General features: G+C 61.0%; 26 protein-coding genes and 1 pseudogene. 17 read left to right on the forward strand and 10 right to left on the reverse strand.

Annotated features, from left to right (window positions below; genetic code table 11):
* Positions 1–760: 760 nt before the first annotated feature.
* Positions 761–952 carry a hypothetical protein gene (locus tag XI09_RS21660; protein ID WP_271568651.1) on the reverse strand — a complete coding sequence of 64 codons (192 nt, stop codon included), beginning with the start codon at positions 950–952 and terminating at the stop codon, positions 761–763.
* Between the two features lie 432 nt (positions 953–1,384).
* Between XI09_RS21660 and XI09_RS21665 the strand changes: the two genes are divergently transcribed.
* Positions 1,385–1,738 (forward strand): OsmC family protein, encoded by a 354-nt coding sequence (locus XI09_RS21665; RefSeq protein WP_271568652.1) that lies wholly within the window; start codon positions 1,385–1,387, stop codon positions 1,736–1,738.
* Between the two features lie 247 nt (positions 1,739–1,985).
* Here XI09_RS21665 and XI09_RS21670 read toward each other — a convergent pair whose 3' ends face one another.
* Both XI09_RS21670 and XI09_RS21675 read right to left on the reverse strand, forming a co-directional pair.
* Complete coding sequence (locus tag XI09_RS21670) at positions 1,986–2,243, reverse strand: hypothetical protein (protein ID WP_271568653.1); 258 nt, start codon at positions 2,241–2,243, stop codon at positions 1,986–1,988.
* Between the two features lie 426 nt (positions 2,244–2,669).
* A complete protein-coding gene (locus XI09_RS21675) occupies positions 2,670–3,104 on the reverse strand; it encodes a hypothetical protein (protein ID WP_027548302.1) in 435 nt (144 codons plus the stop codon).
* On the opposite strand from XI09_RS21675, the gene XI09_RS21680 reads away from it, so the two are divergent.
* The 3 genes from XI09_RS21680 to XI09_RS21690 all read left to right on the forward strand — a co-directional run bounded on the left by XI09_RS21680 (position 3,028) and on the right by XI09_RS21690 (position 5,541).
* The gene (locus tag XI09_RS21680) at positions 3,028–4,134 is read left to right on the forward strand and encodes a hypothetical protein (protein ID WP_271568722.1); all 1,107 of its coding nucleotides are present in this window, start codon (positions 3,028–3,030) and stop codon (positions 4,132–4,134) included. The two genes, XI09_RS21675 and XI09_RS21680, sit on opposite strands and share 77 nt — an antisense overlap.
* A 37-nt stretch (positions 4,135–4,171) precedes the next feature.
* A complete protein-coding gene (locus tag XI09_RS21685; protein ID WP_271568654.1) occupies positions 4,172–4,732 on the forward strand; it encodes a glycerophosphodiester phosphodiesterase in 561 nt (186 codons plus the stop codon).
* Positions 4,733–5,247: 515 nt separating this feature from the next.
* Positions 5,248–5,541: a GYD domain-containing protein gene (locus tag XI09_RS21690; RefSeq protein WP_027548304.1), complete on the forward strand. Its 294-nt coding sequence runs from the start codon at positions 5,248–5,250 to the stop codon at positions 5,539–5,541.
* A gap of 340 nt (positions 5,542–5,881) precedes the next feature.
* Here XI09_RS21690 and XI09_RS21695 read toward each other — a convergent pair whose 3' ends face one another.
* The 4 genes from XI09_RS21695 to XI09_RS21710 all read right to left on the reverse strand — a co-directional run bounded on the left by XI09_RS21695 (position 5,882) and on the right by XI09_RS21710 (position 10,332).
* A complete protein-coding gene (locus XI09_RS21695) occupies positions 5,882–6,271 on the reverse strand; it encodes a hypothetical protein (protein WP_271568655.1) in 390 nt (129 codons plus the stop codon).
* Positions 6,272–6,563: 292 nt separating this feature from the next.
* Positions 6,564–7,382 (reverse strand): DUF4336 domain-containing protein, encoded by an 819-nt coding sequence (locus tag XI09_RS21700; RefSeq protein ID WP_271568656.1) that lies wholly within the window; start codon positions 7,380–7,382, stop codon positions 6,564–6,566.
* A 245-nt stretch (positions 7,383–7,627) separates the two neighbouring features.
* A complete protein-coding gene (locus tag XI09_RS21705) occupies positions 7,628–9,868 on the reverse strand; it encodes a xanthine dehydrogenase family protein molybdopterin-binding subunit (protein WP_271568657.1) in 2,241 nt (746 codons plus the stop codon).
* Positions 9,865–10,332 (reverse strand): (2Fe-2S)-binding protein, encoded by a 468-nt coding sequence (locus tag XI09_RS21710; RefSeq protein WP_271568658.1) that lies wholly within the window; start codon positions 10,330–10,332, stop codon positions 9,865–9,867. Before XI09_RS21710 ends, XI09_RS21705 begins: the two co-directional genes overlap by 4 nt.
* Before the next feature lie 672 nt (positions 10,333–11,004).
* Here XI09_RS21710 and XI09_RS21715 point away from each other — a divergent pair.
* The gene (locus XI09_RS21715; RefSeq protein ID WP_271568659.1) at positions 11,005–11,562 is read left to right on the forward strand and encodes a methyltransferase family protein; all 558 of its coding nucleotides are present in this window, start codon (positions 11,005–11,007) and stop codon (positions 11,560–11,562) included.
* Positions 11,563–11,890: 328 nt separating this feature from the next.
* On the opposite strand, the gene XI09_RS21720 is transcribed toward XI09_RS21715, so the two are convergent.
* Positions 11,891–12,571, reverse strand: coding sequence for an RES family NAD+ phosphorylase (locus tag XI09_RS21720; protein WP_271568660.1), 681 nt, complete (start codon positions 12,569–12,571; stop codon positions 11,891–11,893).
* Positions 12,568–13,095: an MbcA/ParS/Xre antitoxin family protein gene (locus tag XI09_RS21725; RefSeq protein ID WP_271568661.1), complete on the reverse strand. Its 528-nt coding sequence runs from the start codon at positions 13,093–13,095 to the stop codon at positions 12,568–12,570. Before XI09_RS21725 ends, XI09_RS21720 begins: the two co-directional genes overlap by 4 nt.
* Positions 13,096–13,321: 226 nt before the next feature.
* On the opposite strand from XI09_RS21725, the gene XI09_RS21730 reads away from it, so the two are divergent.
* The 6 genes and pseudogenes from XI09_RS21730 to XI09_RS21755 all read left to right on the forward strand — a co-directional run bounded on the left by XI09_RS21730 (position 13,322) and on the right by XI09_RS21755 (position 16,296).
* A complete protein-coding gene (locus XI09_RS21730) occupies positions 13,322–13,540 on the forward strand; it encodes a hypothetical protein (protein WP_271568662.1) in 219 nt (72 codons plus the stop codon).
* Positions 13,541–14,137: 597 nt separating this feature from the next.
* The gene (parS, locus tag XI09_RS21735; RefSeq protein WP_271568663.1) at positions 14,138–14,620 is read left to right on the forward strand and encodes a type II RES/Xre toxin-antitoxin system antitoxin; all 483 of its coding nucleotides are present in this window, start codon (positions 14,138–14,140) and stop codon (positions 14,618–14,620) included.
* Positions 14,617–15,126, forward strand: a complete 510-nt coding sequence (locus XI09_RS21740; RefSeq protein ID WP_271568664.1) for an RES family NAD+ phosphorylase — start codon at positions 14,617–14,619, stop codon at positions 15,124–15,126. The genes parS and XI09_RS21740 overlap by 4 nt, the downstream gene beginning before the upstream one ends.
* A gap of 78 nt (positions 15,127–15,204) precedes the next feature.
* Positions 15,205–15,615 (forward strand): annotated as a pseudogene (locus tag XI09_RS21745) (DinB/UmuC family translesion DNA polymerase); the annotation flags it as partial.
* A gap of 79 nt (positions 15,616–15,694) precedes the next feature.
* Positions 15,695–15,949: a FitA-like ribbon-helix-helix domain-containing protein gene (locus XI09_RS21750; RefSeq protein ID WP_271568665.1), complete on the forward strand. Its 255-nt coding sequence runs from the start codon at positions 15,695–15,697 to the stop codon at positions 15,947–15,949.
* Entirely contained in the window at positions 15,946–16,296 is a 351-nt protein-coding gene (locus XI09_RS21755) for a hypothetical protein (protein WP_271568666.1), read from the forward strand. The genes XI09_RS21750 and XI09_RS21755 overlap by 4 nt, the downstream gene beginning before the upstream one ends.
* Positions 16,297–16,514: 218 nt before the next feature.
* On the opposite strand, the gene XI09_RS21760 is transcribed toward XI09_RS21755, so the two are convergent.
* Entirely contained in the window at positions 16,515–17,435 is a 921-nt protein-coding gene (locus XI09_RS21760) for a LysR substrate-binding domain-containing protein (RefSeq protein ID WP_271568667.1), read from the reverse strand.
* Positions 17,436–17,532: 97 nt separating this feature from the next.
* Between XI09_RS21760 and XI09_RS21765 the strand changes: the two genes are divergently transcribed.
* The 6 genes from XI09_RS21765 to XI09_RS21790 all read left to right on the forward strand — a co-directional run bounded on the left by XI09_RS21765 (position 17,533) and on the right by XI09_RS21790 (position 23,073).
* Entirely contained in the window at positions 17,533–18,309 is a 777-nt protein-coding gene (locus XI09_RS21765; RefSeq protein ID WP_271568668.1) for an ABC transporter ATP-binding protein, read from the forward strand.
* Positions 18,306–19,028 (forward strand): ABC transporter ATP-binding protein, encoded by a 723-nt coding sequence (locus XI09_RS21770; protein ID WP_271568669.1) that lies wholly within the window; start codon positions 18,306–18,308, stop codon positions 19,026–19,028. The genes XI09_RS21765 and XI09_RS21770 overlap by 4 nt, the downstream gene beginning before the upstream one ends.
* A gap of 3 nt (positions 19,029–19,031) precedes the next feature.
* Positions 19,032–19,946 (forward strand): branched-chain amino acid ABC transporter permease, encoded by a 915-nt coding sequence (locus XI09_RS21775; protein WP_271568670.1) that lies wholly within the window; start codon positions 19,032–19,034, stop codon positions 19,944–19,946.
* A 3-nt stretch (positions 19,947–19,949) separates the two neighbouring features.
* Positions 19,950–21,023 carry a branched-chain amino acid ABC transporter permease gene (locus XI09_RS21780; protein ID WP_271568671.1) on the forward strand — a complete coding sequence of 358 codons (1,074 nt, stop codon included), beginning with the start codon at positions 19,950–19,952 and terminating at the stop codon, positions 21,021–21,023.
* Positions 21,024–21,061: 38 nt separating this feature from the next.
* Positions 21,062–22,240, forward strand: a complete 1,179-nt coding sequence (locus tag XI09_RS21785; protein ID WP_271568672.1) for an ABC transporter substrate-binding protein — start codon at positions 21,062–21,064, stop codon at positions 22,238–22,240.
* A 104-nt stretch (positions 22,241–22,344) separates the two neighbouring features.
* Positions 22,345–23,073, forward strand: a complete 729-nt coding sequence (locus XI09_RS21790; protein ID WP_271568673.1) for a LamB/YcsF family protein — start codon at positions 22,345–22,347, stop codon at positions 23,071–23,073.
* The last annotated feature ends 34 nt before the right edge of the window (positions 23,074–23,107 follow it).

A 23,107-nucleotide genomic window follows, 5' to 3' on the forward strand; every position in this document is an offset into this window, starting at 1 on the left:
ACTGGCGACTACCGACGAGGCAAGCGAATGATGTCGTTTATTGGCTCTTTCCGGACCTGAAGCAAATGCTGGTCAATGTCAGTCGGTTGGAGACCAAGAAGACATTGTGGAGGAAACTCAAAGCTGAAAACTGAACGCCATCATCTCGTGTTGACTGGCCGCCTCTGGCAGACGCGGCGGCTGGTCCAGACGTCTCGTCGCCCAGAAAGAGCATGATCGCGCCGCTCACCAAAAAGATAGAGATCCGATGAAGCTCAGGACCAACGGTAGGTGCCATAGGGGCTGCACCCCTCGAATGGCCGCCGCTTGCGGCGCCTCGGGATCATAGAGGACCGAGACGACCTGACCGGTAATCGGGCGGATTGCTCCGTAGGCTGGATTGGAATTCGGTGGTAGGTTTACGGCCTGGAGGCGTACCAGCGGAGTGAGGAGATAACCTTGGTTGTTCCCAGCTCGTACACGCACCATCTCGATCACTTCCCCGCGCACTTCGACGGCGCGTGAGATCCACACTTTGGCGGTCAAGATGGTGCACGCTGCCCCGAGCAACAGCAGCAGAGCGATGGGAATGAAGCAGTACTTGCCGAGGCGACTGAAAGGGACGATAGGCGTTTTCCATGATCGAGAGGGTCCGTGCGGAGGGCTGGCGCCCTGCGCTGTTGAAGGCCCTGCATCTGTCTCGGGACGAACGGAAAGGTTCAAAGCTGTCCGGCCCGCTGAAAGTGCTTCTTCTTGGACGATGCTTAGCTCGACTTAGGCGTTAACTGATAATCTCCTTGACCTTGATGCCGCGCAAGGCGTCGATGCAGTCAGCCACCAAATGCAGGAACTCTTGCCGCTTTATGCTTTTCACCTGACGACCTTCCATATTGACGAGAATGAATCTCGTCATCTCGTAGGCGACTTCAAACTGCGATTTGCCAGTAGCCTCGACATCGATTCTTTCAGCCATTTCGCTCTCCGCTAGTTGAAATTGGAAAGCAGCAGCTCAAGGGGGAAACCTATGGGAAAGCGAGTGGCCAAGTCGAGTCTATCTTTCCTCGCTATTGGACTTGGCAAGAGGCCGGTGCACTTTGTCTCTGCGCCAGACCTGCAAGGTTGGTCACTCTGGCTTGGTCAAAGACCAGGTCAGCTACCGGGTGGAAGGCGGTCCAAGATAAGCTGCCCCGCCAATTCCGAGTCTGACCCACTTCAGACTAAAGCCGCCTCGCGATATGGTTCGAGGGAAACCGCCGAACGCCAATCCCCCGTTCGGCGACAGCGGTCTAGGAGGTTTGCGTGGAGACAAAGAGACCCTACAAATCCTTTCGCTACAAGGCCAACACAGCCTGGAGTTCCGCACGACGGGGCACGCTTTCTGCGTCGGGAAAACCAAACATCGTCGTTGGCAGTCCGCCTGAGTTTAAGGGCGAGCCAGATTATCTGGGCGCCTGAAGAGCTACTCGTCGGCTCGGTCAATACATGCATGATGCTGACCTTCCTGACGCTCGCCCAAGCTAAAGGTCTGACTCCCGTGCGATATGAAAGTGAAGCCGAAGGCCTGCTCGAAAATGTCGAAGGCAAGTACCGCATCACGGAAGTCATGGTTCGACCGCGCGTAAGCCTTAAAGACAACGCCGAATTCGAACGTGCCCGCGAAATCATGGAAACCGTTGAAGCACAGTGCTTCATCTCCAACTCCATAAAATCGAAGGTCTCGCTCACTGCTGAGTTTGTCGTCGCTTCGTCGCCAAAGTGAAAACGAATCGCGTTGTCTGCGCGAGTCCGTTGTCGGCCCATCAGCGAAGTGGCGAGCCTTCGCTTTAAGGTCAGCTTAATAGGTCGGAGCGGACTAGATTTGCTCACGCTGAGCTTTTCGCATTTTGACCCATCTGCGACATTGGGCAGCACTCACGAAAGTGCACGATCTCACTTGATCGGCGGAATGGTTCGCCCAGGCGGCGATGTCCTGAGCCTACGCGCTAATGTTCAACTGCCGCAGCACGTCAGCGATGAGTTGCTTCACGTCCTGATGGCCACCGTTGTTGAGGGTGATGCGCGTGCCTTGTCCGTCGGGCAGTGGCGCCGCTAATGTTCAACTGCCGCTGCACGTCAGCGATGAGTTGCTTCACGTCCTGATGGCCACCGTTGTTGAGGGTGATGCGCGTGCCTTGTCCGTCGGGCAGTGGCGTGGCGGTCACGATCCTATCCGTGTTGATGACGATGGGCTGATCGTCCGGTTGCGTGAACTGCACGAATGCCATGAAAGATGGATCCTGTCTGGTGGGCGCGCGAGCCGCGCGCGGCGCCCCGAAACCTGCGACGCGCGGGCGTCAAGGTCAAGCCTGCGTACCGAAAACGTAAAGGCGAGGCGCTTCAAATGGCTTGCGGCCTTTGTGCCCGCTCCACGCGACGCGCCGCCTCGCTTCCCGTTGAGGGCAGCACTCATCTACGGGGTTGCGGAATGACCGCTGTTGGCACAGATGCGAAGTGCGCGATGTCCGCTATTTGGTCGCTATCAGGAAAAGCGGACGTCGCGGACATCGCGTTTTTGTAGATGCGGAGGTCATACGAGGCGGGCCGCTGCTAGAGGTGGCGTGGCGGGCGCGGTAGAGAAGCTTGGCGAGCCGCCCAGGTTCCGCGCGGTTGCTGTGAGCGCATTTCTTCCCGCACACAATCCGCGGGCGGTTTTACTGCGTCAGATATCTATATGCGACAATCAGAGCCACCATGCTCGCGAAAATCAGCAGTGCCGAGAGGGATTTTCGGATCATTGGCCTCGTCGAATGGCGCGCAGCCGATGGAGCGGGCTGAGGTTTAGGCCGTCTCTGGAAGCGCACGACTTTGCCCTCTGTCGTTGGTGTGCGGGCCTTTGGTTCCGGGGCCGCGCCCACGCCTCCCATCTCGCTGTAATAAGCGCTGTAGACCTCGCGAACGGCCAGGGCCGTGGACTCGGCCTCGCTCATCGTCTCGAGTCGGGTTCGATAGTTAGTCAGAAAGCCCTGTGCGTTTGACGGAAGGTCATCGAAACCACCGAGCTTGGCCATCATGAGCCAAGTGGCAAAATCCGCCTCGGCCTTCGTGCGAGCTTTCTTGGCGATACTGGCGTTGGAGCTAGAGGACATGGTGGTCCGATTGGTTCGCCCGCCCAAACTCGCCGGCGTTCATGGCTATCGTTGGACAGTTCGCTTAGGTATCTCGGTTGACGTCAAGTGTCCCGCCTCGCGCCTGGTTTGGCGCGCCAGTGATTTGCCCTGGCGCCGAAGCCGCCAAGCGCGCCGGACCAAATTAAGGGGCTTGCCGCCGGCATCGTTGATCCGACCAATCTACTCCTTTGCCGAAGTCGTGTATCTTGAACGAGCCGAAAAGCTCGCTCATAAAACCGTCATTGAAAGGTTGGTGGCCGTGGTCCGAAGCAAAAATGCCTCGCCAACTTGGAACGATGTTAGGACCGTGCTCTTAGACTTCGATCGCGCAGGCCTTCGGGGACTGGTGCAAGACCTCTACACTGCGAGCAAAGAGAACCGAGCATTCTTGCACGCCCGCTTGGGCTTGGGTCGTGATCAGCTCCAGCCCTTCAAAGCAAATATTTCTACCTGGATATGCCCAGACTTAATGAACAACCAGTCCGTGTCGGTTTCAAAAGCCAAGAAGGCGATTGCGGACTACAAGAAAGCGATTGGTCGCCCGGAGGGGATGGCGGAGCTGTCGATATTTTATTGCGAAGAGGCATTCGGCTTTCTAGAATCCTGCAGCATGGAAGATGAAAGCTACTTTGCCGCTCTGATCCGCATGTATGGACGGTCCCTCGAATTTGTATCGAGCCTACCTACTGCCCAGCGCGCCGCCTATCTCGAGCGTCTCGACAAGCTTAGATCACGCGGGAGCCACGTCGGCTGGGGGGGCAGGATGAACTCAATAGCCTTTGGCACGCTGCCGCTCTGGACGAGCAACAGAGTGAATGACGGCTCCTTCTGTTGGATGAGGTGTTACCTGCTGCCCAGCGCGCCACCTACCTCGAGCGTCTCGACAAGCTTAGATCACGCGGGAGCCACGTCGGGTGGGGAGGTCAGGATGAACTCAATAGCCTTTGGCACGCTGCCGCTCTGGACGAGCAACAGAGTGAATGACGGCTCCTTCTGTTGGATGAGGTAATCGACGAAGCGGCGCGAACATTCTACGGGGAGATTGCATGGCGCGCGCAGCTTGGCTTTACGGACTCGTCATGAAGCTTATTGCGCATCGTGGATGGTCCGCGGGTCCGGGTGAAAACTCGCTCGCCGCGTTCGCACGTGCCGCCCGTGACGGCAGAATATCTGGTGTCGAATTCGACGTCTGCCTTGCAGCGGATTCCGACACATTGGTGGTGTCACACGACCCGCCGCGTCATGTCGAGAATGCGCTTACCCTCGATGCGGCACTGTCGCTTCTTTCACCAACTGACCTTGAACTGTTTGTGGAGGTGAAGGAGACGGGACTTGTCTCTAGAGTCATCGAGAGGCTGGTTGCCAGCAATGTGGCCCGTCGCTCAGTCGTATTTGCCTTTGCCGCCGTCGCAAGATCCTTTCCGTGGGAGGGTGCGCGACCGGTGCGCCTGGGCATCATCGTCATGTACCCGTGGAACCTGAATCGTGCGGTGCGCAGGTATGCGCCGGATGTCCGGGGGGGGGGGGGGGGGGGTCCTGCTCGGCTGGGACGCGCGCGCTTGGACGCGAGTCGCTTTTCGCGCCTGGTGGTCCGTTTTCTCGCTTGAGCAGCTTGCGCGACGCCACCACGTGCCGGTTGTGGTAGGAATCGTGCAACGCATGGACGACCTTCATTGGCTCTCGCGGCAGCGCCTCTACGGGGCGGTTGCCGACGTCGACCGCACTATCGGCCGCAGCGCCAGACCTGATTAGGCCGGCGCAAACCCGTTCGGGGGGGGGGGGGGGGGGGGGGGGGGGGGGGGGTCGCCCGTGAAATATTCGAAAGCGGCTGACAGATCGGCCTGATCTGGCGTGGCCGGCTTTTTCGGTGACGTCGCCTTTTGGCCCTAAACGACGGTTTGCGCGACGCCTGAATATTTCCGAAGTTGAGGGTAGTCCGCACTTTGGCTGCTAACGGCGCTAAACCGGACGCCACGCGGATAGCCCAATTCGGTCGAGAATGACCCCGCCACTTCGAGCCGCCCTGAGGGGATCTTGGTGGTTGGGCGGGGTCAGGCAGTGTGGCATAATCCACGACGTGGACCCGTTAAGTCCATTGCTTCTTTGTCAAAGGAGAATCGCCATGTCCACGTACATGCTTCTCTGCAATTTCACCGAGCAAGGTGTTCGGACCATCAAGGAAATGCCGCAGCGTCGAGCGGCCGCCAGGGAGTTGGGCAAAAAGTTTGGCGTTGACATCAAGGCCGGCTATCTCGCCATGGGAACATATGACCTCATCATCCACACCGAGGCCACCGACGATGAGGCCATGGCCAAGTTTCTCTTGTCGCTGGCCGCCATCGGGAACGTACGGACGACGTCGGTCAAGGTGTTCCCGGAAGCGGACGTTGACAAGATCATCGCGGGACTTGCGTAAGCTTAACGCAAATCAAAACGAAGGTCAGTTGTTGGCACATAACGTCGGCCAGCGCAGCGACATGTCTGAAGTTGACGGTAGACCGGAAATGACAAGCCGACCTTCAAAACAACGCTAATGACCCTGGCTGTGTGAAAACGCTGCGCTTGATGTGATTCGCGCGATATGATTCCCGCACGATTTGCGGGGGGCTGGAATGAAGTTCGCCCGTGAAATATTCGAAAGCGGCTGACAGATCGGCCTGATCTGGCGTGGCCGGCTTTTTCGGTGACGTCGCCTTTTGGCCCTCCGGAAGCAGTTGGCCGTCTGTCCAACCGGCGGTTTTGACCCCACAAGGGACTTAGTGGAATCGCCGCCACCGGGCGGCAACGTAGCCGATCAGCGCGAGCGCGATGGCTGCGCCAACTGCGATCTTGATCGCGTCAGGGCCGGTACTGGGCGCAACACCTGTTGCCACAAGATAGATCCGCCCAAGGATCTCGGCGGCGATCAATGCCATGCCGAGCGCCACACCCCACTTCCTCAAAGTCAAGATGAAAACGCCGCTCAGGCTATAGCAGGCACCGACAAGCGCTGTCACAGCGGAGGGCTCCATGGGTTTTGAGAGAATCCCGAGATAGTTGCCCTTGACGCCGACGATGATCTCCCCGAGGCCGGCGACAATCGCGAAAACGCCCGCGGCCACGATTCCCCATCCTCGACCTTGCCCGTCGCTGTCAGCGGTCTTCATTAGATGGCCGCATTAGATTGCCTCGCTGTACTTCAGACGTAGCGGTTGGTCCGACCCTTTCGCCAACATTGCACTCTCCGCTGCCGTGACATGGACGTAATAGCTTTGTTGCAGTACAGGAGTCCGGAACTGGCCCTTCGCGACATATTGCACCGCTACATAACCTCGGTCGCAAACCGGGCATAGCGGAAGTTGACGGACAGCCGAGTGTTGCAGAGGTGATTGACCCGAAGGCGGCATTCGGGCTGGTGACAAAGTTTGACATTTTCATTCGAGCGAAGCGCGCAATGGGCTAGAGCACCCATCCGAACGTGCGTTGCAGAGTCTCACTGGCGTTCGAGTCGAACCAGCGCCCGTGGCTGAGAATGATGCGTTCTGGCTGCCATGACAGAATTTTTTGGACCGCCGCTCTCGTCTTTCGTTTCTGCAAAAGGAGTGGCAACCGCATGCCGAAGAATATTTGGCCGCGCGGATAGTACATTCCGGTCAGCTTGGCGGCGAACCGCCATGGCTGTCTGATCTTGTCAAGCTCAAGATTTATGATGGTGTCAGCCAATATGAGGGTTTTCGATTCCTTGTGGAAGAAAACAATCTCCCCGAAAATTCCTCCGGGAACGGCGGTCTGATCAATTTCGGCACGCCATTCCTTCGGCGATTCGACGCCGATGTCTCTATCGAAACGCACATCGATGCCCCGCGAGCGGGCACGCTTGCGTGCGCGCGGAGAGGCCCATGCAATCGCACCCGGAAACGCCCGCGACCACTCGCCAATGTGCGCGTAATGAAACTGGTTCGGCGATACGAGGTGGCGGACTGTGCCCATCGCTTGCAGGCGGTCAGCGAGCGCGGGCTCGAATGCTATGGGGGAATGGATGAAAAGGTCGCCGTTGCCGAGCCGCACCACGGTCATCCGAGTAGTAAACGGCAACGGGAGCCTTACTCCAGCCACCGTCAAATACTCGAAAGGACCGTCCACGATACCGATGTTCCGCGCGACCGGCTTGTATTGATTTAGGGGTTCGTAGACCTCTGACGCGGCAGCAGCCATGGTCTTGTCGCCAATCGATAACTCGGATGAGGCCTTTGACAGCACGTCTAACGCCAACTCCATGCAAGCACCAGCCGTCGCCGCGCAACAAGGCGAGAAGTTCTGCTCCTGGCCCGACTCGGACCTCCGGCGAGGTCCGCTATCGCGCCGCTCTTGGGGACATGCCGACATCAACCTGGCCGCCTCGCTTATGAGTACCCGGCCTAACTAATCTAATCGGTGTGGCATCGACATAGGTTAAGCGGCGTTAGGCAGGATTAGCGAGTCCACACCCTAACCAGCCAGCAGTCCGCCCTACGGCATGGAGTCTACACAAAATCGATGTGCTTGTTCAGCGGCAATTCGCGGATGCGTTTGCCGGTGGCGGCGAAGATGGCGTTGGCGAGCGCGGGCGCGGCGGGCGGAACCGGAGGCTCGCCGATGCCGCGGATGGCGCTGCCGCTGTCGGTCGCGCGTACCTCGATCACCGGTGTCTGGTAGAGACGCAAGCCTTCATAGGCATGGAAGTTCGTCTGCTCGGGCACGCCGTCCTTATAGGTCAATTCGCAATTGATGGCGTGGCCGAGTCCCCAGATGACGCCGCCCTCGACCTGGTTCTCGAAATTCTCGGGATCGAGCACTTTGCCGACGTCGGCCGCGACGAACACCCTGTCGATCTTGATGCCGCGCGGCGTGTTGGTGACCTCCACGACTTCCGCGACGGGCACACCGAACGACAGCGTGAACGCGATGCCGCGCCCGCGGTCCTTGCCCGGATCGCTGCCCCACTTTGACATCTCGCCCACCGTTTCCAGCACCTTGCGCGACGGCTCGTGCCAGCAGAGCCGGATCAGTTCCTTGAGGGGATCGGCGCCCGCCGCGCGGATCAGTTCGTCAAGGAAGCAGTCGTGCAGAAAGCCGTTGCCGGACGCGCCGACCGAGCGCCATGAGCTGACTGGCACCATTTCCGGCACGCGATAGCCGGTGACGCGATAGTGCGGAATCCGGAACGGCTGATCCCAGGCGCCCGCGACGATGGCGGTGTCGGGTCCGAAGGTCGGGATGCGCAGCCGGCCAAACCACGAGGCAGTCACCGAAGGGCAAGCGAGCTTGAGATCATAGGCCTCGACCTTGCCATCCTTGACCGCGCCGCGCATGCGCGCCATGCCGAGCGGACGCGGGACGTCGTGACTCATGTCCTCCTCGCGCGTCCAGGTCATCTTGATCGGGCGTCCCGGATGCGCTTTCGCCAATTCGACCGCCTGGCGGACATAATCGTGTTCGAGGCGCCGGCCAAAACTGCCGCCGGAAAACAGGGAATGCAGGTGGATGTTCTCGGCGCGGAGCCCCGTGACCTCAGCCGCCATTGCAACCACGAACAGCGGAATCTGCGTCCCCGTCCAGATGTCGAGCAGACCGTCCTTCAACTGGACCACGGCATTCATCGGCTCGAGCGGTGCGTGCGCGAGATATGGCACTTTATACTCGGCTTCGAGCACGCCAGCAGCCTGCAGCGCCGCCTCCACATCGCCGTCATCCTTGAGCCGGCTGTCCTGGCGTTCCGCCGTGAAGGACGCAGCGACCGTCTGAAACATGGCCGCGCTGGATGATGGATAGGGCGCTGGTCCCCAATCGCACTTGAGCAGGCTTGCGGCCTTGAAGGCGCGCCAGGTGTTGTCGGCGATCACGCCGACGCCGCCGGTGATCGGCACGACCGCGATAACACCTCTCGACTTCTCGGCTGCGCTGGCATCAAAACCCTTGATGCCGCCGCCGAGCCCCGGATTGGTGCGCACCGTGGCGTAGACCATGCCGGGCATCTTGATGTCGATGCCAAATGTCGCCGTCGCCGTTGATTTCGCGACGATGTCGATGCGCTTCATCGCCTTGCCGAGATAGCGCCACTCCGCTTCCGGCTTGAGCCGGACATCTTTCGGCGGATCAATCCGGGCGGCGTCCGCGGCCAGGGATGCGTAGCCGAGCGCTTCGCCGCGGGGCGTGATCACGCTGCCGTTGCTGGTCTTCAGCTCCTCCTTGGCGATGCCGGTCCGCTTTGCGGCGGCCTGCAGCAAGACGTCCCTCGCGACCGCGCCAGCGACGCGCATCTTCTCATAGGCGTCAGGGACGGTCGACGATCCGCCGGTGATCTGCAAGCTCAAGAACTTGCTCACGGCATCGCCCACGACGCGCGCTTGGCGAGCAATCAGACCGTCGTTGGTCGCGGCAAATGGCAGGCCTTCCGCCGTCACCGCGCCATTGTAGTAAGCGGCGCTCGGCGGTCCAAAATCGATTCTGATGTCGTTCCAGGCGACATCAAGCTCTTCCGCAACCAGCGCCGCGAGCACCGACGCGACGCCCTGCCCGACATCGGCGCGCGGCGTGATGATGGTCACCCCGGTCTGGTCGATGCGCACGTAGGGCGTGAGCGCGACCTGTCCATCGTCGAGCTGCCCCAGCAGCGGATTCTCCGGCTCGCGCTTGTACGCATAAACACCGAACGCCACGCCGCCTGCGATCGCCGCGGAGCCGATCAGGAATGTGCGTCGCGCGATCGTGCCGAGCCTGCTCATGTCGCGCGTCCCTTGAGCTCGCGGGCCGCGGTCTTGATCGCGGCGCGGATCCGCGGATAAGTGCCGCAGCGGCACAGATTGCCCGACATCGCCTGGTCGATGTCGTCGTCGCTCGGGTTAAGGTTGACTCTCAACAGCGCGGCGGCCGACATGATCTGGCCGGACTGGCAATAGCCGCATTGTGCGACCTGGTGCTTTACCCAGGCCTTCTGCACGGCATGCATCGCCTCTGGCGTGCCCAATCCCTCGATCGTGGTGATGTCGCCTTTGACGTCCGCGGCCCGCAGCGAACAGGATCGCACCGCCTCGCCGCCGACATCCACCGTGCAGGCGCCACACATCGCGACCCCGCAGCCATATTTGGGTCCGGTGATTCCGAGCACGTCGCGCAAGACCCATAGCAGAGGCATCTCGTCTTCGACGTCAACCTGATGCGTCTTGCCGTTGACGATGAGCTGCTGCATGTGGCCTCCGGAGCTCCTCCGGGCCTAACGGTCCTTGACCGGCTTGGTTCTGCGTTCTGACGTCAGGTGAACCTTGCGGCAGGCTACGCCAAAGTCTTGGCGCTGTCATGAAGATCACAAAGACTTGCAAAATGATCCCTTCCACTGAACAAAGGGCTCCTCCCGGCGAACCAGTTGGCCCACATCAGCGGCGCTGACCCACCTCCTTCGCTCCAGCCCCATTACAGGACCTCCTCGCTAGTACGAGGCAGTCCGCCCCTCTCCGACGCATCGGTACTTTCGGCCTCGCGGTTGGCGCCGCTTGTGCCTTTTCCCTTGGCATCGCCGTATAGGTTCTCACGTTCCGTACAAGAGCCTAGTTGAGCTTCGCGCCGCCTACATGCCGGATGTCGCTCGGGCAGTCTCAGGCATCCCCCGAGCTGATCCCGGAGGAAGGGTCACCCCCCGGTTTTGACAACGTCTAATCCGCTTTCGACACTTCCGCAGCGGTTCACTTGCTCTCGCCTCTCTCAACCTTGCCTGCCGGAATCTCGTTCCGACGTTTCCGCAACGTTCACCACCATCGCGGTGTTGTGGAGGATCGCGAGCGTCAACGCGCCGCCTACCGAATCCGGAGCTTCGCACCGGATCCGACCACCTCCGGAGCCCGTACGGACATTGGACGAGGAAACCATGAACCCCTCAATCTTCATCTGGCTCGTCTACGTTCTCTGGATCATCGTCATCGTATACCTGATCGCTGCCGCAGCAGGCGTAAATCGAGACACCGAAACGCACTTGGGGCAGAGTTTCGTCCTCATGTTTGCAATTATTGCAGCATTTCTGCTTCCGCATCTGCCGCTATTCAACTTCGTCAACTTCGCGCCGGTAAATAGCGTCCTCAGCAGTATCGGCTTCATCGTGTGTGTTGTGGGCTTGGTGTTCTTCGTGTGGGCGCGGCGGAGTCTCGGCAAAAATTGGAGCCAGACTGTTTCCGCAAAGGAAGAGCACGAACTAGTGACATCCGGCCCGTACCACTATGTCCGGCACCCGATGTACGCAGGAGGCCTTTTGGCATGCATCGGTTCAGCGATAGTTGTCGGCGGCCCGTTTGTCTTTCTTCTCATCGTTCTGACCCCGCTGTTTCTTTGGCGGGTGGGCGCGGAAGACAAGCTCATGGAACAGCAATTTCCGAATGAATATCCCGCTTACAAGAAACGAACGAAGGCACTCATACCGTTCGTGTGGTGAGCCGAGCGCAAGCCTTCCGACTTTCGTTGGCCGGGCGCTTATGCTGCGCGGGCAATCACCCGCAGCTAGACGGGACAGCACAGGCCAGAACTACCGCTTTTTTTCCGAGGGTACGCGCAGCGGACGGTCGCTGCACGGGGGCATCCGTATCGGTCCAAGGTCTATTCTAAGGCCGGCGACAGCCTCGCCGCCATCGCCGTCGCGCTTTACCGGCTGATTGCCGAGGAACGGCTCACGGAAACCGGGGCGTCGGCGCCACGAACTGATGAATTTTTCGCTCACGCTCTGACGAGACGGCACTTTGATTGGTCATTTCCGGCGTCATCAATTATTCCGTCACCACCGACAGTTTGCGAACGTCGATCATGCGCGCCGTTGCCAGCACCGTGATCTCAAAATGATCTGTCTGCACGATGTCCGTGATGTTGCGCGGCCGATGCGCAATGACGTTACTGCCGGTCCGCCGTCGCAGACTATCGTAGAGCAGTCCTGCTCCACCTGACGCGCGAACCTCCTCGCCAAGCTTCTGCGAGGCATCATAGCGGTCGCTCGCGTAAACGTCCGGGCGCGTGGCCTGCTGGCCTCTGATGTCGAGATAGTCGCCCAACAACGTTGCGGCATAGGCCCTGTAGGTCCGGGTCATCGTGGCGACGCCTCGGGCGACCGTCTCGCGGCGCAGATGGTGACCGACCTCGGCAGCTGCAGTTCGGATATCGTCGGCCGCATACCACGCACCAAGCTCGGGGCCGTTGAATCGCATCCCGCCGGGAGCGACGTGGAGAAAGGCCGCCATGACGATGCTGGCATTGGGCACCCCATAGACCCATTCACTTCGCGGCAGCCGATCGATGCGATCGGCCACGAGCCGATCATTGGTCCAACCGACCAGGTCCATCACCGCGGCAAGATCGGCCGCCGTCGCGACCGTATCGAACAGCCCGATGGGAGGAAATTGCGACGGAATCAGGCGATGGGCGGGCTGCGGCGAGGTCGCGAAAGTATCCGTCACCGGAACACGATTTCCGTGTCGTCGTAGGGTGCGAACGCCTCATCAATCGTGTTCGGCTGCATGTAGAGTCCGCCGCGCGCGCCGTCGAGGAAACGGCGCACCGTAAGCAGCCCATCCTGGGATCCGCTGGTGACGAGATCGAGCGGCGGTCGCCCGCCGAAGACGACTGCGTTGTGCGCGGTCCGCAACCATTCAACGCCGAGCCGCTCCGTCGGAAAGAGAATTCCGAGAGCTTGATGGATGCCGAGCACCGCAGAGATTCGCGAGAGAACATCCACGTCGAGGGTGAAGGCACCATGCTCGCGCGCCTGCTTGCACCAATTGTGATATGTGGATCGCGAGGGATACCCGAGGACCAGAAGCCGTTGCTCTTCGGTTAATCCCCACAGATCCGCGATGGCGAGGAAGGTCCGCAACCCTGGGGGACTGAGCCGCCTTCGATTGGCCGGCGCAAAGCGCGAGATATCAAGCCGCTGCGGCCCGTTTCCTGTCTCAGCCGGGCGCCGCTTACGATCGGCTAACATGGTCTGCTCCTGTCAGATATGGACATAATCCAGATCTGGACAAAATGCAACCCACATTCGCAGCATTTCTCCTCGATCCTGGCGGCGCGTGGTGGAGGAAATGCCCAGAAGCGGGTGGGTCCTTTCTGCGATGAAGGGCTGCAATCGCCTTCCTACGCGACCGCCTTGTCTCCGATATGAAGCCAAAATCCCACTGGCTATTCGGCAGGCCTTGCACGACAGACTCATGGAGATGCGCAGCAAGATCATGGCGCACTCGGACAGCGAAATGATGCGGATGACGACGCAGGCGTTCGACGTTCCCTTGCGAGAAGGCGAGCCGCCCATGTATTTCAGCCAGACGGTCTTCGACGAAGGCGTCACTCCGATCGGTTCCCTTCTCATCGAGACCAACGAACGCAAGGTCTTTCACGCAATCTACCGGACCCTTCACCGCGAGGCGTAAACGAACCCGAAGCTGTTCGATCTTAGGATTGACAGTCCGGAGGCGAAAGCTGCGATGAAGCTTCGTGTGTAACCTTTATTCGATGACGACGAACGTCGAGGCGATCCGGCGCCTGTTCGAAGCTCTCAACAGTCGCGTCGGCAAGGCGTATGGCCCGTCGTCTCGCCCGACGGGAGCGACGTCGCAAACGACAAGGTGGCAGTACCGAGCTTACTCTCAGCACCAAGCGACAGCCACCTCTGCTCGAAACCATCCTTCGTCATGCCAAGGCCGTCGTCCCTCAGGACGAAGAGGTTCTCTCACCTAAAGTAGTCGACCTCAACATTGTGCGCGTAAGCTCGCCGACGACATCACCGGAGGCAGCGGGACCTCAGCGTTCCTCCATGGCAATCGAACGGGCAGAAGTTGGCGATGCTGGCGAGTGCCGTTCCTGAACTCGATAATACGCCACGAACGGCGGGTTTTCACCGCTACGTATCCGTCAGCAAGCGCCCCGCTGCCCTTCGCAACCAAGTTCGCCCGAGTTCCATAGAGGGTTGCACTTGATTAATTGCGACATGTGACACATATTAGGCGACACATGACGCGAGGGCTACGATGACTGCTGCAGCTGAGAAACCGGCTCCAAAGGGGCCAGTCAATGATCTGCAGAAGGTGGCCAATTTGCTCGGCGGGCCGCGCATCCTGTCGCGCCGCATCACAAGCACCCTCGACGCCCACGAACTGCTGCTGGACGGACTGCCAGGCTCCGCGCTGACCCACTTCGTCAGTCACCTCCTCTTCATTCAAACGGACTCGCTGGAAAAGGCCTTCGGAATGAGCCTTCGCACCTTTCAGCGACGCAAGGACGCTCCGGACAAGCCGCTCAGCCAGGAGCAAAGTGGGCGGACCTGGAAGTTTGCCGAAATCCTGGCCAAGGCCACGGACGTGTTCGGATCGCAGGAAGAGGCAGAGCAGTGGCTCGAGCGTCCGGCCATCGGTCTTGACCAGCGCCGCCCGATCGACCTGCTTGCCACTCCGGCGGGCATCGAGCTCGTTGAACAGTACCTCACACGCCTCGCATACGGCGTCTATGCATGACGCCTTTAGAGCCATTGGGAGGCGGCAAGCTCATCGCTTGGCGCCTCGATCAGGCGCGCTTTGCGTCGACCTGGGATAGTGGCGAAGGCGCATTCCAGGTCGGCGGCCGGTGGAACAGCAAAGGCGTTCGCGTCGTGTATTGCGCGCTTGATCCAGCGACCGCGATCCTCGAAGTGGCGGTTCACAAAGGCTTCAAAGCGCTCGACACTCTGCCGCACGTACTGACCGCGCTTCATATCGCCGACGTGTCCGACGTTCATATCGTTCGTCTTGCCGACGTTCCGAACGCCAATTGGCTGCGACCGGGAATCCCAGGCGCAGGCCAGCAGGCGTTCGGTGATGCGCTCTTGGCCAAGCACAAATTCGTCGTGATCCCAAGTGTCGTGTCCAATTACAGCTGGAATCTGATCTTCGACCCGACCAGGGCGAAAGGCGCGTACCTGCAGCACCTTCAGGAAGCGTTCGCGCTCGATACGCGCCTTCATCCTCCGACATCACCGCTCTAATTCGGCCCCGTAGCAGCGACCGGCCGCGTGTAAAATATCGAAGAGGGGCACCTGAAGTTCTTTTCGTCCATCCTGGATGCCGGCGCCTATTACTACTGGATCTCGCGCGGCGTCGACGACCGTCCCGTCCGCGCCAATCGTATTCGCAAGTCCATCGGCGCGGAGAATACGTTCTCGGCCGACCTCACGACTTTCGACGCCACGGCCGCCGAGTTCCGGCCGCTGATCGACAAGGTCTGGCGCCACTGTGAGAGCACCGGCAACCGGGGACGGACCGTGACGCTCAAGATCAAGTTCTTCGATTTCGAGATCATCACCCGCAGCAGGTCCGTCGTGGCGCCGCTTCCGAGCCGGGACGATCTCGAAGGCCTAGCCGTCGGCGTGCTGCAGGCCGAGATGCCGATGCCTAAGTCCGTGCGGCTACTGGGGGTCTCGCTGTCATCGCTGCAGGCTAGTGATCTAGCCGAGCCGCAGCTGGATCTGCCGATCCGAGGCCATTATCCCTTGAAAAAAGCTATCAAATATTTGACTTTGATAGCATCGCCGTCCGTCTCTGGAGGACGCCATCATGGCCGATGTCACCATCCGTAACCTCTCCGAGGAGGCGCATCGCGCTCTGAAAGTCCGCGCGGCACAGCACAATCGCAGCGCGGAAGCGGAAATGCGCGCCATTCTGGAGGCCGCCGTGCGTCCCGAGGGCCGGCTGCGGCTCGGCACCGCCCTTTCGGAGATGAGCCGGAAAACCGGCCTCGACAATGCCGATGTCGAGGCACTTGAACATGGCCGCGACGCGCGTCCCGCTGAGCCGATGCGCTTCGAATGATCTTGCTCGATTCCAATGTGGTCTCCGTGGCGATGAAGCCCGAACCGCATCCATCGGTCCGTGACTGGCTCGAGGCCCAGGCGGCCGAAACGGCGCCGAAAGTTTCGCCTGACTGGACGTGCGGCGGCGCGGCCTATCCTCGTTGCGTGCCATCTGCTTTGAACTTGCTTCGTGTTTGGAACATCGAAACTCATCGAGAACGTTGTTCTTTCGATACCAACAAAAATGCCAACAAATCGGATGGCTGGGAGCGAAGGAGAACAAACAGTGATGAACACCGATGTACGCGGAATCGCCCATTTTTCAAGGGGTTGCGCGCACCTCGCGAACTGCATCGAACACCTTAGGACTGTCTCGAACGGGCGCCTTTTTTACCCGCGAGGTAATGGATATGGGCATGCCGCATTCAACCGGAACAAAAATCAGCCTTGGCCATGAGGCCGCATTGATCAAACGCACCGATGCTGGACCATGCGGGACGAAATGTCGGCGTAGTTCGGGAAACACCTCGATAGAACGTGAGGGATACGATGAAATTGGATCACGTCGCCGAACGGCTCGGCCTTCAATCGAAATGAACCGGATCTGACCCGGGATAAGCAAGGGAGACGAACTCGCAAAATGCGCGGGCTGCCGGGGAAAGCCGGGCCTTGCTTTTCCAGGCAAGGCCCACGTCCATGGTATGAACGTCGTCATCCAGCGTCTTGAGATCGATCCGATGTCCTTCCAGCGACCATGGCCGGTAGACCATGTCGGACAGGACCGTGATGCCCATGCCGGTGGCAACCATGCTTCGCACCGCTTCCACGGACAGGGTCCGGAAGATGACATTGGGAACGTGAGGCGTCCGCTGCCAGTAACGCATTGCGGAGCGTTCAGCCTCGTCGACGGTCAGCATCAAATAAGGCTCGCTGGCAAGATCAGCCAACTTCACGCTGTCCTTGTGCAACAGCGGATGGTTTGCGCAGGTCCACAGCCGGCGGGGCGAGCGCAAAAGAAGGCGAGAACGGATGGAACGCCGGTCGTGCAGGTTCGAGACGAGCATGATGGCGGCATCGACGCTGCCTTTCACGAGACTCTGCTCGATCGCGTCGCGCTGGAATTCGTGCAGTCGCACCGTGATACCCGGAAAGGATCGCCAGAACCGCGATAGCAGCGGCGGCAGGAAATAACCTGCAACAGTGTAGCTGACGGCGACATCCACGGTGCCGTCGACCTGGGTCCCCCAGCGATGCGGCCCGCGCATCGCGTCCGACACGCTGGCCTCGATGGCGCGGGCGCGCTGCAGGAATTCCTGGCCATCGAAGGTGAGCGTCACACCGTTCGAATGCCGGTCGAACAGTTTGCGGCCGAGATCGGCTTCAAGCGCCTTGATCGATGCGGTGACGGCGGATTGCGTCACGTTCAGCGCAGCGGCCGCCGCCGAGACCCGTCCGGACTCGGCGGTGGCGATGAAGTGGCGGACCTGACGGAAAGTCAGCGTCATCAATTTTTCCGATATCAGCGACCATTATTTCGAATTTTACAATCCCTCGCCGCAACGCAAAAATCAATCGTTGGCTCGCGTGTGAGAAGGCGTCTTGATGACTTCCCATGAATTGGAACTGGTCGCACGCGATGTCAGTGTCCAATTCGACGGCTTAAAAGCCCTATCAGGGGTTGCGCTCGCCGTACCCCGCGGACGCATTACCGGCTTGATCGGCCCCAACGGCGCGGGAAAGACTACGCTCATCAACGTCCTCACCGGGTTTCAGCCCGTCGGGACCGGAAGCGTCGAGCTGGAAGGCGAAACGGTCAATGGCGTGGCCGCACACAAGCTGCGGCGCAGGGGCGTTGCACGCACGTTTCAATCGGGTCGACTTTTCCGCGATCTTCCAGTCATCGACAACCTCGAGGTGACCGGCGTCGGGCTCGGCCAAAGGCGACGCGACGCGATCGCGGAAGCCCAGCGCGTGATGGACTGGCTCGGCATATCGCAGCTCGCCGGCACGATCGCCGGCGCGTTGCCCTACACCGACGAACGCCGCGTCGCCATCGGCCGCGCCATCATGTGCACGCCGCGCTATCTGCTGCTCGACGAACCCGCAGCCGGCATGTCCGAGCACGAAAGCCATGATCTCGCCATCATCATCAAGCGGATCGCCGGCGAGCTCGGAATTGGGGTGCTGCTGATCGAGCACAATATCGGCCTCGTCCTCGAATTGTGCGAGCGCATCTTCGTGCTCGACTCCGGCGAGATCATCGAGGTCGGGCCGCCGGACCAGATTCGCAACAGCGACGCGGTCCGCCACGCCTATATGGGCACCCAGCTCGACGAGGCGGTCCCGGCGCTCGTGGCCGAAGAGGCCGTCGCCTCATGACGCTGCTGGCAGTCGACGATATTGCCGTCAGCTATGGGCGCCTCGCCGCCTTGCGCGGCGTCACACTGAAGATTTCCGAAGGCGAAATCCTGTTCGTGACCGGGCCTAACGGCGCCGGAAAGTCGACCTTGCTGAACGCCATCGCGGGCGTCGTGCCGTCAGGATCGGGCACCATCACGATGGAGGGCCGAAACATCACGGGAGCGCCGCCCGAAGAGATCGCACGGCGTGGATTTTCGCTGGTGCCCGAAGGACGCAATGTCTTTGGCGCGCTGACCATCGAAGAGAATCTGAAGGTCGGCACCGGCATGCGCGCCGACCGCAGGAAGATCGCCGCCGACCTCGATTCCGTCTACACCGAATTTCCGATGCTGGCGGACCGCCGCCACACCACGGCCGGCATGCTGTCCGGCGGCCAGCAGCAGATGCTGGTAATCGGCCGGGCGCTGATGGCTGCCCCGCGCATCATGGCGATCGACGAGCCGTCGCTCGGGCTTGCGCCCAAGATCATCGACCAAGTCTACGACATTCTGATGCGCCTGCGAAGGCAGCGCAAGCTCACCCTCCTGATCGTCGAGCAGAGCTCGACGCGCGCCAAAATGACCGGCGGGCGGATGATCCTGATCCGCGGCGGCCGCATCGTGCTGGAGGGCGAGGCCGTCGACATGATGAAGGACGAGCGGCTGAGGCAGGCCTATTTCGGCTTCGGGGATCATTAGGCGATGACGGCCGTGCTCCAGATCATCTTCGACGCTCTGAGCCTGGGCAGCATCTATGCGCTTGGCGCACTCGGGATCGCAGCGATCTTCGGCGTCATGCGGCTGGTGAACTTCGCCCATGGCGACTTCATCGCATTTTGCGTGTTCGCGATGCTGTGGCCCTCGGTCGATGCCGCCGCGATCGTGTTCGCCGGCAGGCTGCCTGCCTTTCTCCTGATTCCGCTGCTGCTTCTCGTCGGCGCCGGGCTGTCGATGCTGTCGGAAGTGATCGTCTTCCGCCGCTTCCGCAACGCCAATCCGGCGACGATGATGATCGCCTCCTTCGCGCTCGGCTTCGTGATCCGTCATCTCTTGCTGATGCTGTATTCGAGCCGTCCGAAGTCGATCGCGCTGTGGCCCAATCTCGGCCTGCCCGTGGAGCTTTTCGGCGCCCACATCCCGATGCTCCAGGTCGTCACCATCATCATCACTCTCCTGGTGCTGAGCGCCCTCGTTCTCTTCCTCAAGCGCACCCGCTACGGCCTGGAGATGCGCGCCGCCGCGGAAAACTTCACAATGGCCCGGATGCTGGGCGTGCGCGCCAACGGCGTCATTCTGCTGGCCTTCGCCATCAGCGGCATGCTGGCCGCAGCGATCGGCCTGATCCTTGCGACCAATTCCGGCACGGCCGACATCGGCATGGGCGCCAACGTCATGCTGATCGCCTTCATCGCAACCGTGATCGGGGGCCTTGGCAGCGTGCCGGGCGCGGTTGCCGCGGGCTTCCTGATCGGCGCCGCCAGCGTGGTTTTCCAGGCGACGTTGCCGCATGACGCCCGCGTATTCCGCGACGCCTTCGTCTATGGCGCGGTGATCGTGGTCCTGCTGGTGCGCCCGCAGGGCCTGTTCGCCCCCAAGTCAGCCAAGCAGAGGGTCTGATCGATGTCGCAGCCACCGTCAGTCATCCGGCAAACGATCGCGACGCCGATCGTGCTGATCGTGGTGCTGCTCGCGATGACGGCTTTGACCTATCAATTCGGCAGCCGGGCCTTCAACCGTACCGCGATCGAGATGTTCATCAACATCATGCTGGTGGTCGGCCTCTACGCCTTTGTCGGCAATTCCGGCCTGCTGTCGTTCGGGCATATCAGTTTCATGTGCCTCGGCGCCTACATGACGGCGTGGCTGGCCATTCCGCCGGTGATGAAGTCGATCACGCTCAAGGGGCTGCCAGCGTGGCTGCTGCACACGCAATTGCCGATGTGGGTCGCCACGCCAGTCTCCGGCCTGTTCGCGGCGCTGTTCGCGCTGATCGTCGGCCGCATCATCATGCGCCTGTCGGGGATTGCCGCCTCGATCGCCACATTCGGTCTGCTCGGGGTCATCAACAACGTCTATTCGAACTGGGACTCCGTCACCGGCGGGCAAGGCTCGATCGTCGGGATTCCGCCCACCATGAACGTCTGGATCGGGTGGCTGGGGGCCGCCGTCGCCATCGTGATCGCCTATTTCTATTCGATCTCCCGCTCGGGCCTTGCGCTACGCGCTACGCGCGACGAGGCGGTCGCGGCAAGCGCCTCCGGCATCGACATCGTGCGCGAGCGGCTGATCGCCTTCGTCGTCAGCGCCTTCATCGTCGGCCTTGCGGGCGCGCTCTACGCGCATTTCCTCAGCATCGTCAATCCAGGTTCGTTCTACCTGCGTACGACCTTCATCTCGCTGTCGATGCTGGTGGTCGGCGGCATGTACAGCCTCAGCGGCGCCGTGACCGGCGTCGTCACGGTGTCGGTCTTGATCGAGCTGTTTCGCAATCTCGAGAAGGGCGTCAGCTTCGGCGGCACGACCGTCGCGCTGCCGAACGGCGCCCAGGAGATTGCGATCGGCATCGTCACGATCATCATCCTGATCTATCTGCCGACCGGCCTCACCCGCAACCGGGAGTTCTCCTGGCGCGGCTGGCCGCTTCAGCGACGCCTCGCACAACCCGTGCCGACGGCGCTGAAGGAGATGAGCTGACTTTCGATGCATCATTGGAGGAGTGGACGATGGGTTTCATGAAACTACCTGGCATACTCGCCGGCCTGACCGCGCTGTGGTTCACGCCGGCTCACGCCGCGAACGAGATCGTGGTCGGATTTGCCACGGCGGCATCCGGCTTCATGCAGGCTTATGACAAGCCTGCCCAGGATGCCGCCTTGATCCGCATCGAGGAGATCAACAAGGCGGGCGGCCTGCTCGGCAAGAAGATCAGGCCGGTATTCGCCGACACCAAGACCGATCAGGCCGAAGGCGCCAAGGCGGGCCTCACGGTGCTCGACCAGGGGGCGGACCTCGTGATCGTCTCCTGCGACTACGATTTCGGCGCTCCGGCAGCCTTGCAGGCACAGGCGGCCGGAAAAGTCTCCTTCTTCCTGTGCGCCGAGTCGATCAAGGCCGGCATTCCCGGCGTCGGTCCGTTCTCGTTCTCGGCCTCGGTGCTGGCGGCCGTGCAAGGCGCGACCATGGCGGAGTGGGCCTACAACAAGAAGAACGCCCGCAGCTTCTACCGTCTGCTCGACAGCTGGACCGTCTACAACAAGGGCATCTGCGACGGCTTCGACTGGATGCTGCCGCGCCTGAAGGAGGCTGCCCTCGCCGGCAGCGACACGTTCAAGAACGATGACGCCTCGGTCGCATCACAAATCACGCGCATCAAGAGCCTGCCGAAGGAGCCCGATGCCATCATGCTCTGCACGATGATGCCGGGCGCCGTCTCCGCCATCAAGCAGATCCGCGCCGCCGGCATCAAGTCGATGATCCTCAACGGCTCGGGCGTCGACGGCAGCTACTGGCTGAACGCCGTGCCGGACCTGTCGAACTTCTACGTTCCGGTACAGGGGTCCGTCTATGGCGACGATCCGAACCCGGACGTCAATGCGTTCAACATGAAGTACAAGGAGGTCACCGGCGGCGATCCGTCCAGCCAATATGTCTATCCGGGCTATGTCCTGATCGACGTCTGGGCCAAGGCGGTCGAGCGCGCCAAGACGGCGGATGCCGCAGGCGTCGTGGCCGAGCTGGAGAAGATGAACAACGAGCCCACGCTGTTCGGGCCCCGCACCTTCACCAAGAACATCCACCATCAGAACCAGGGCCGCTACCTGATCGTCGACACGGAGGCCGGCAAGCCGAAGGTGATCGATCAGTGGACGATCTCGGAGAAGATCCCCGTCGACTATCTTGTATCGAAATAGCCTGGGCGCGCGCCGCGCACCGGTGCAGATCGCATCGTGCGCGGCCCTGCCCTCGGATCACATGCAACAGCCCGGGAAGAAGGACAACGGGAGGACAATGAGAAATGGTCGTCATTAACTGCGACATGGGCGAAGCCTACGGCCTCTACAAGATGGGCGATGACAAGGCGCTGATTCCCCATATCGACGTGGCCAACGTCGCCTGCGGCTTCCACGCTTCCGACTTCAATCACATGCGCAGCACCGTGCAACTGGCGAAGCAACACGGCGTCAAGGTGGGCGCCCATCCATCGTTGCCGGATCTGCAAGGATTCGGGCGCAGGGAGATGAAGATCGGCCGCGAAGAGCTGACCAACTGCCTGCTTTATCAGATCGGCGCCCTCAAGGCGTTCCTGGACGCCGAAGGCATGACACTCAACCACATCAAGCCGCACGGCGCGCTGTACGGCATGGCGACGCGGAACGAGGATATCGCGGAAGCGGTCGCCGATGCCGCCGACGTCTACAAGGTGCCGCTGCTCGGCATGAAGGGCACACTGCATCAGAAGGTCTATGAGCGACGCGGTCACACCTTCGTCGCCGAGTATTATGCCGATCTTGACTACAACGCCGACGGCAGCCTCATCATCACGCGCGAACATGACCCGAAGGATCCGGCCGACGCCGCCTCGCGGTGCACACGCGCCGTCAATGAAGGAAAAACCCGGACGGTCGCCGGCAATGACGTCACCGTGGGGGCGGATTCCATCTGCATCCACTCCGACACCCCCAATGCCGTCGCCATCGCGCAGGCGGTACGCGAGGCGGTCCGTCCCTATTTGACGGCGCCTTGAGGCACCGCACGATCCAGCTCGAAGCGAACACACA

Source organism: Bradyrhizobium sp. CCBAU 11386 (assembly GCF_028128955.1).
Classification (GTDB): Bacteria; Pseudomonadota; Alphaproteobacteria; order Rhizobiales; family Xanthobacteraceae; genus Bradyrhizobium.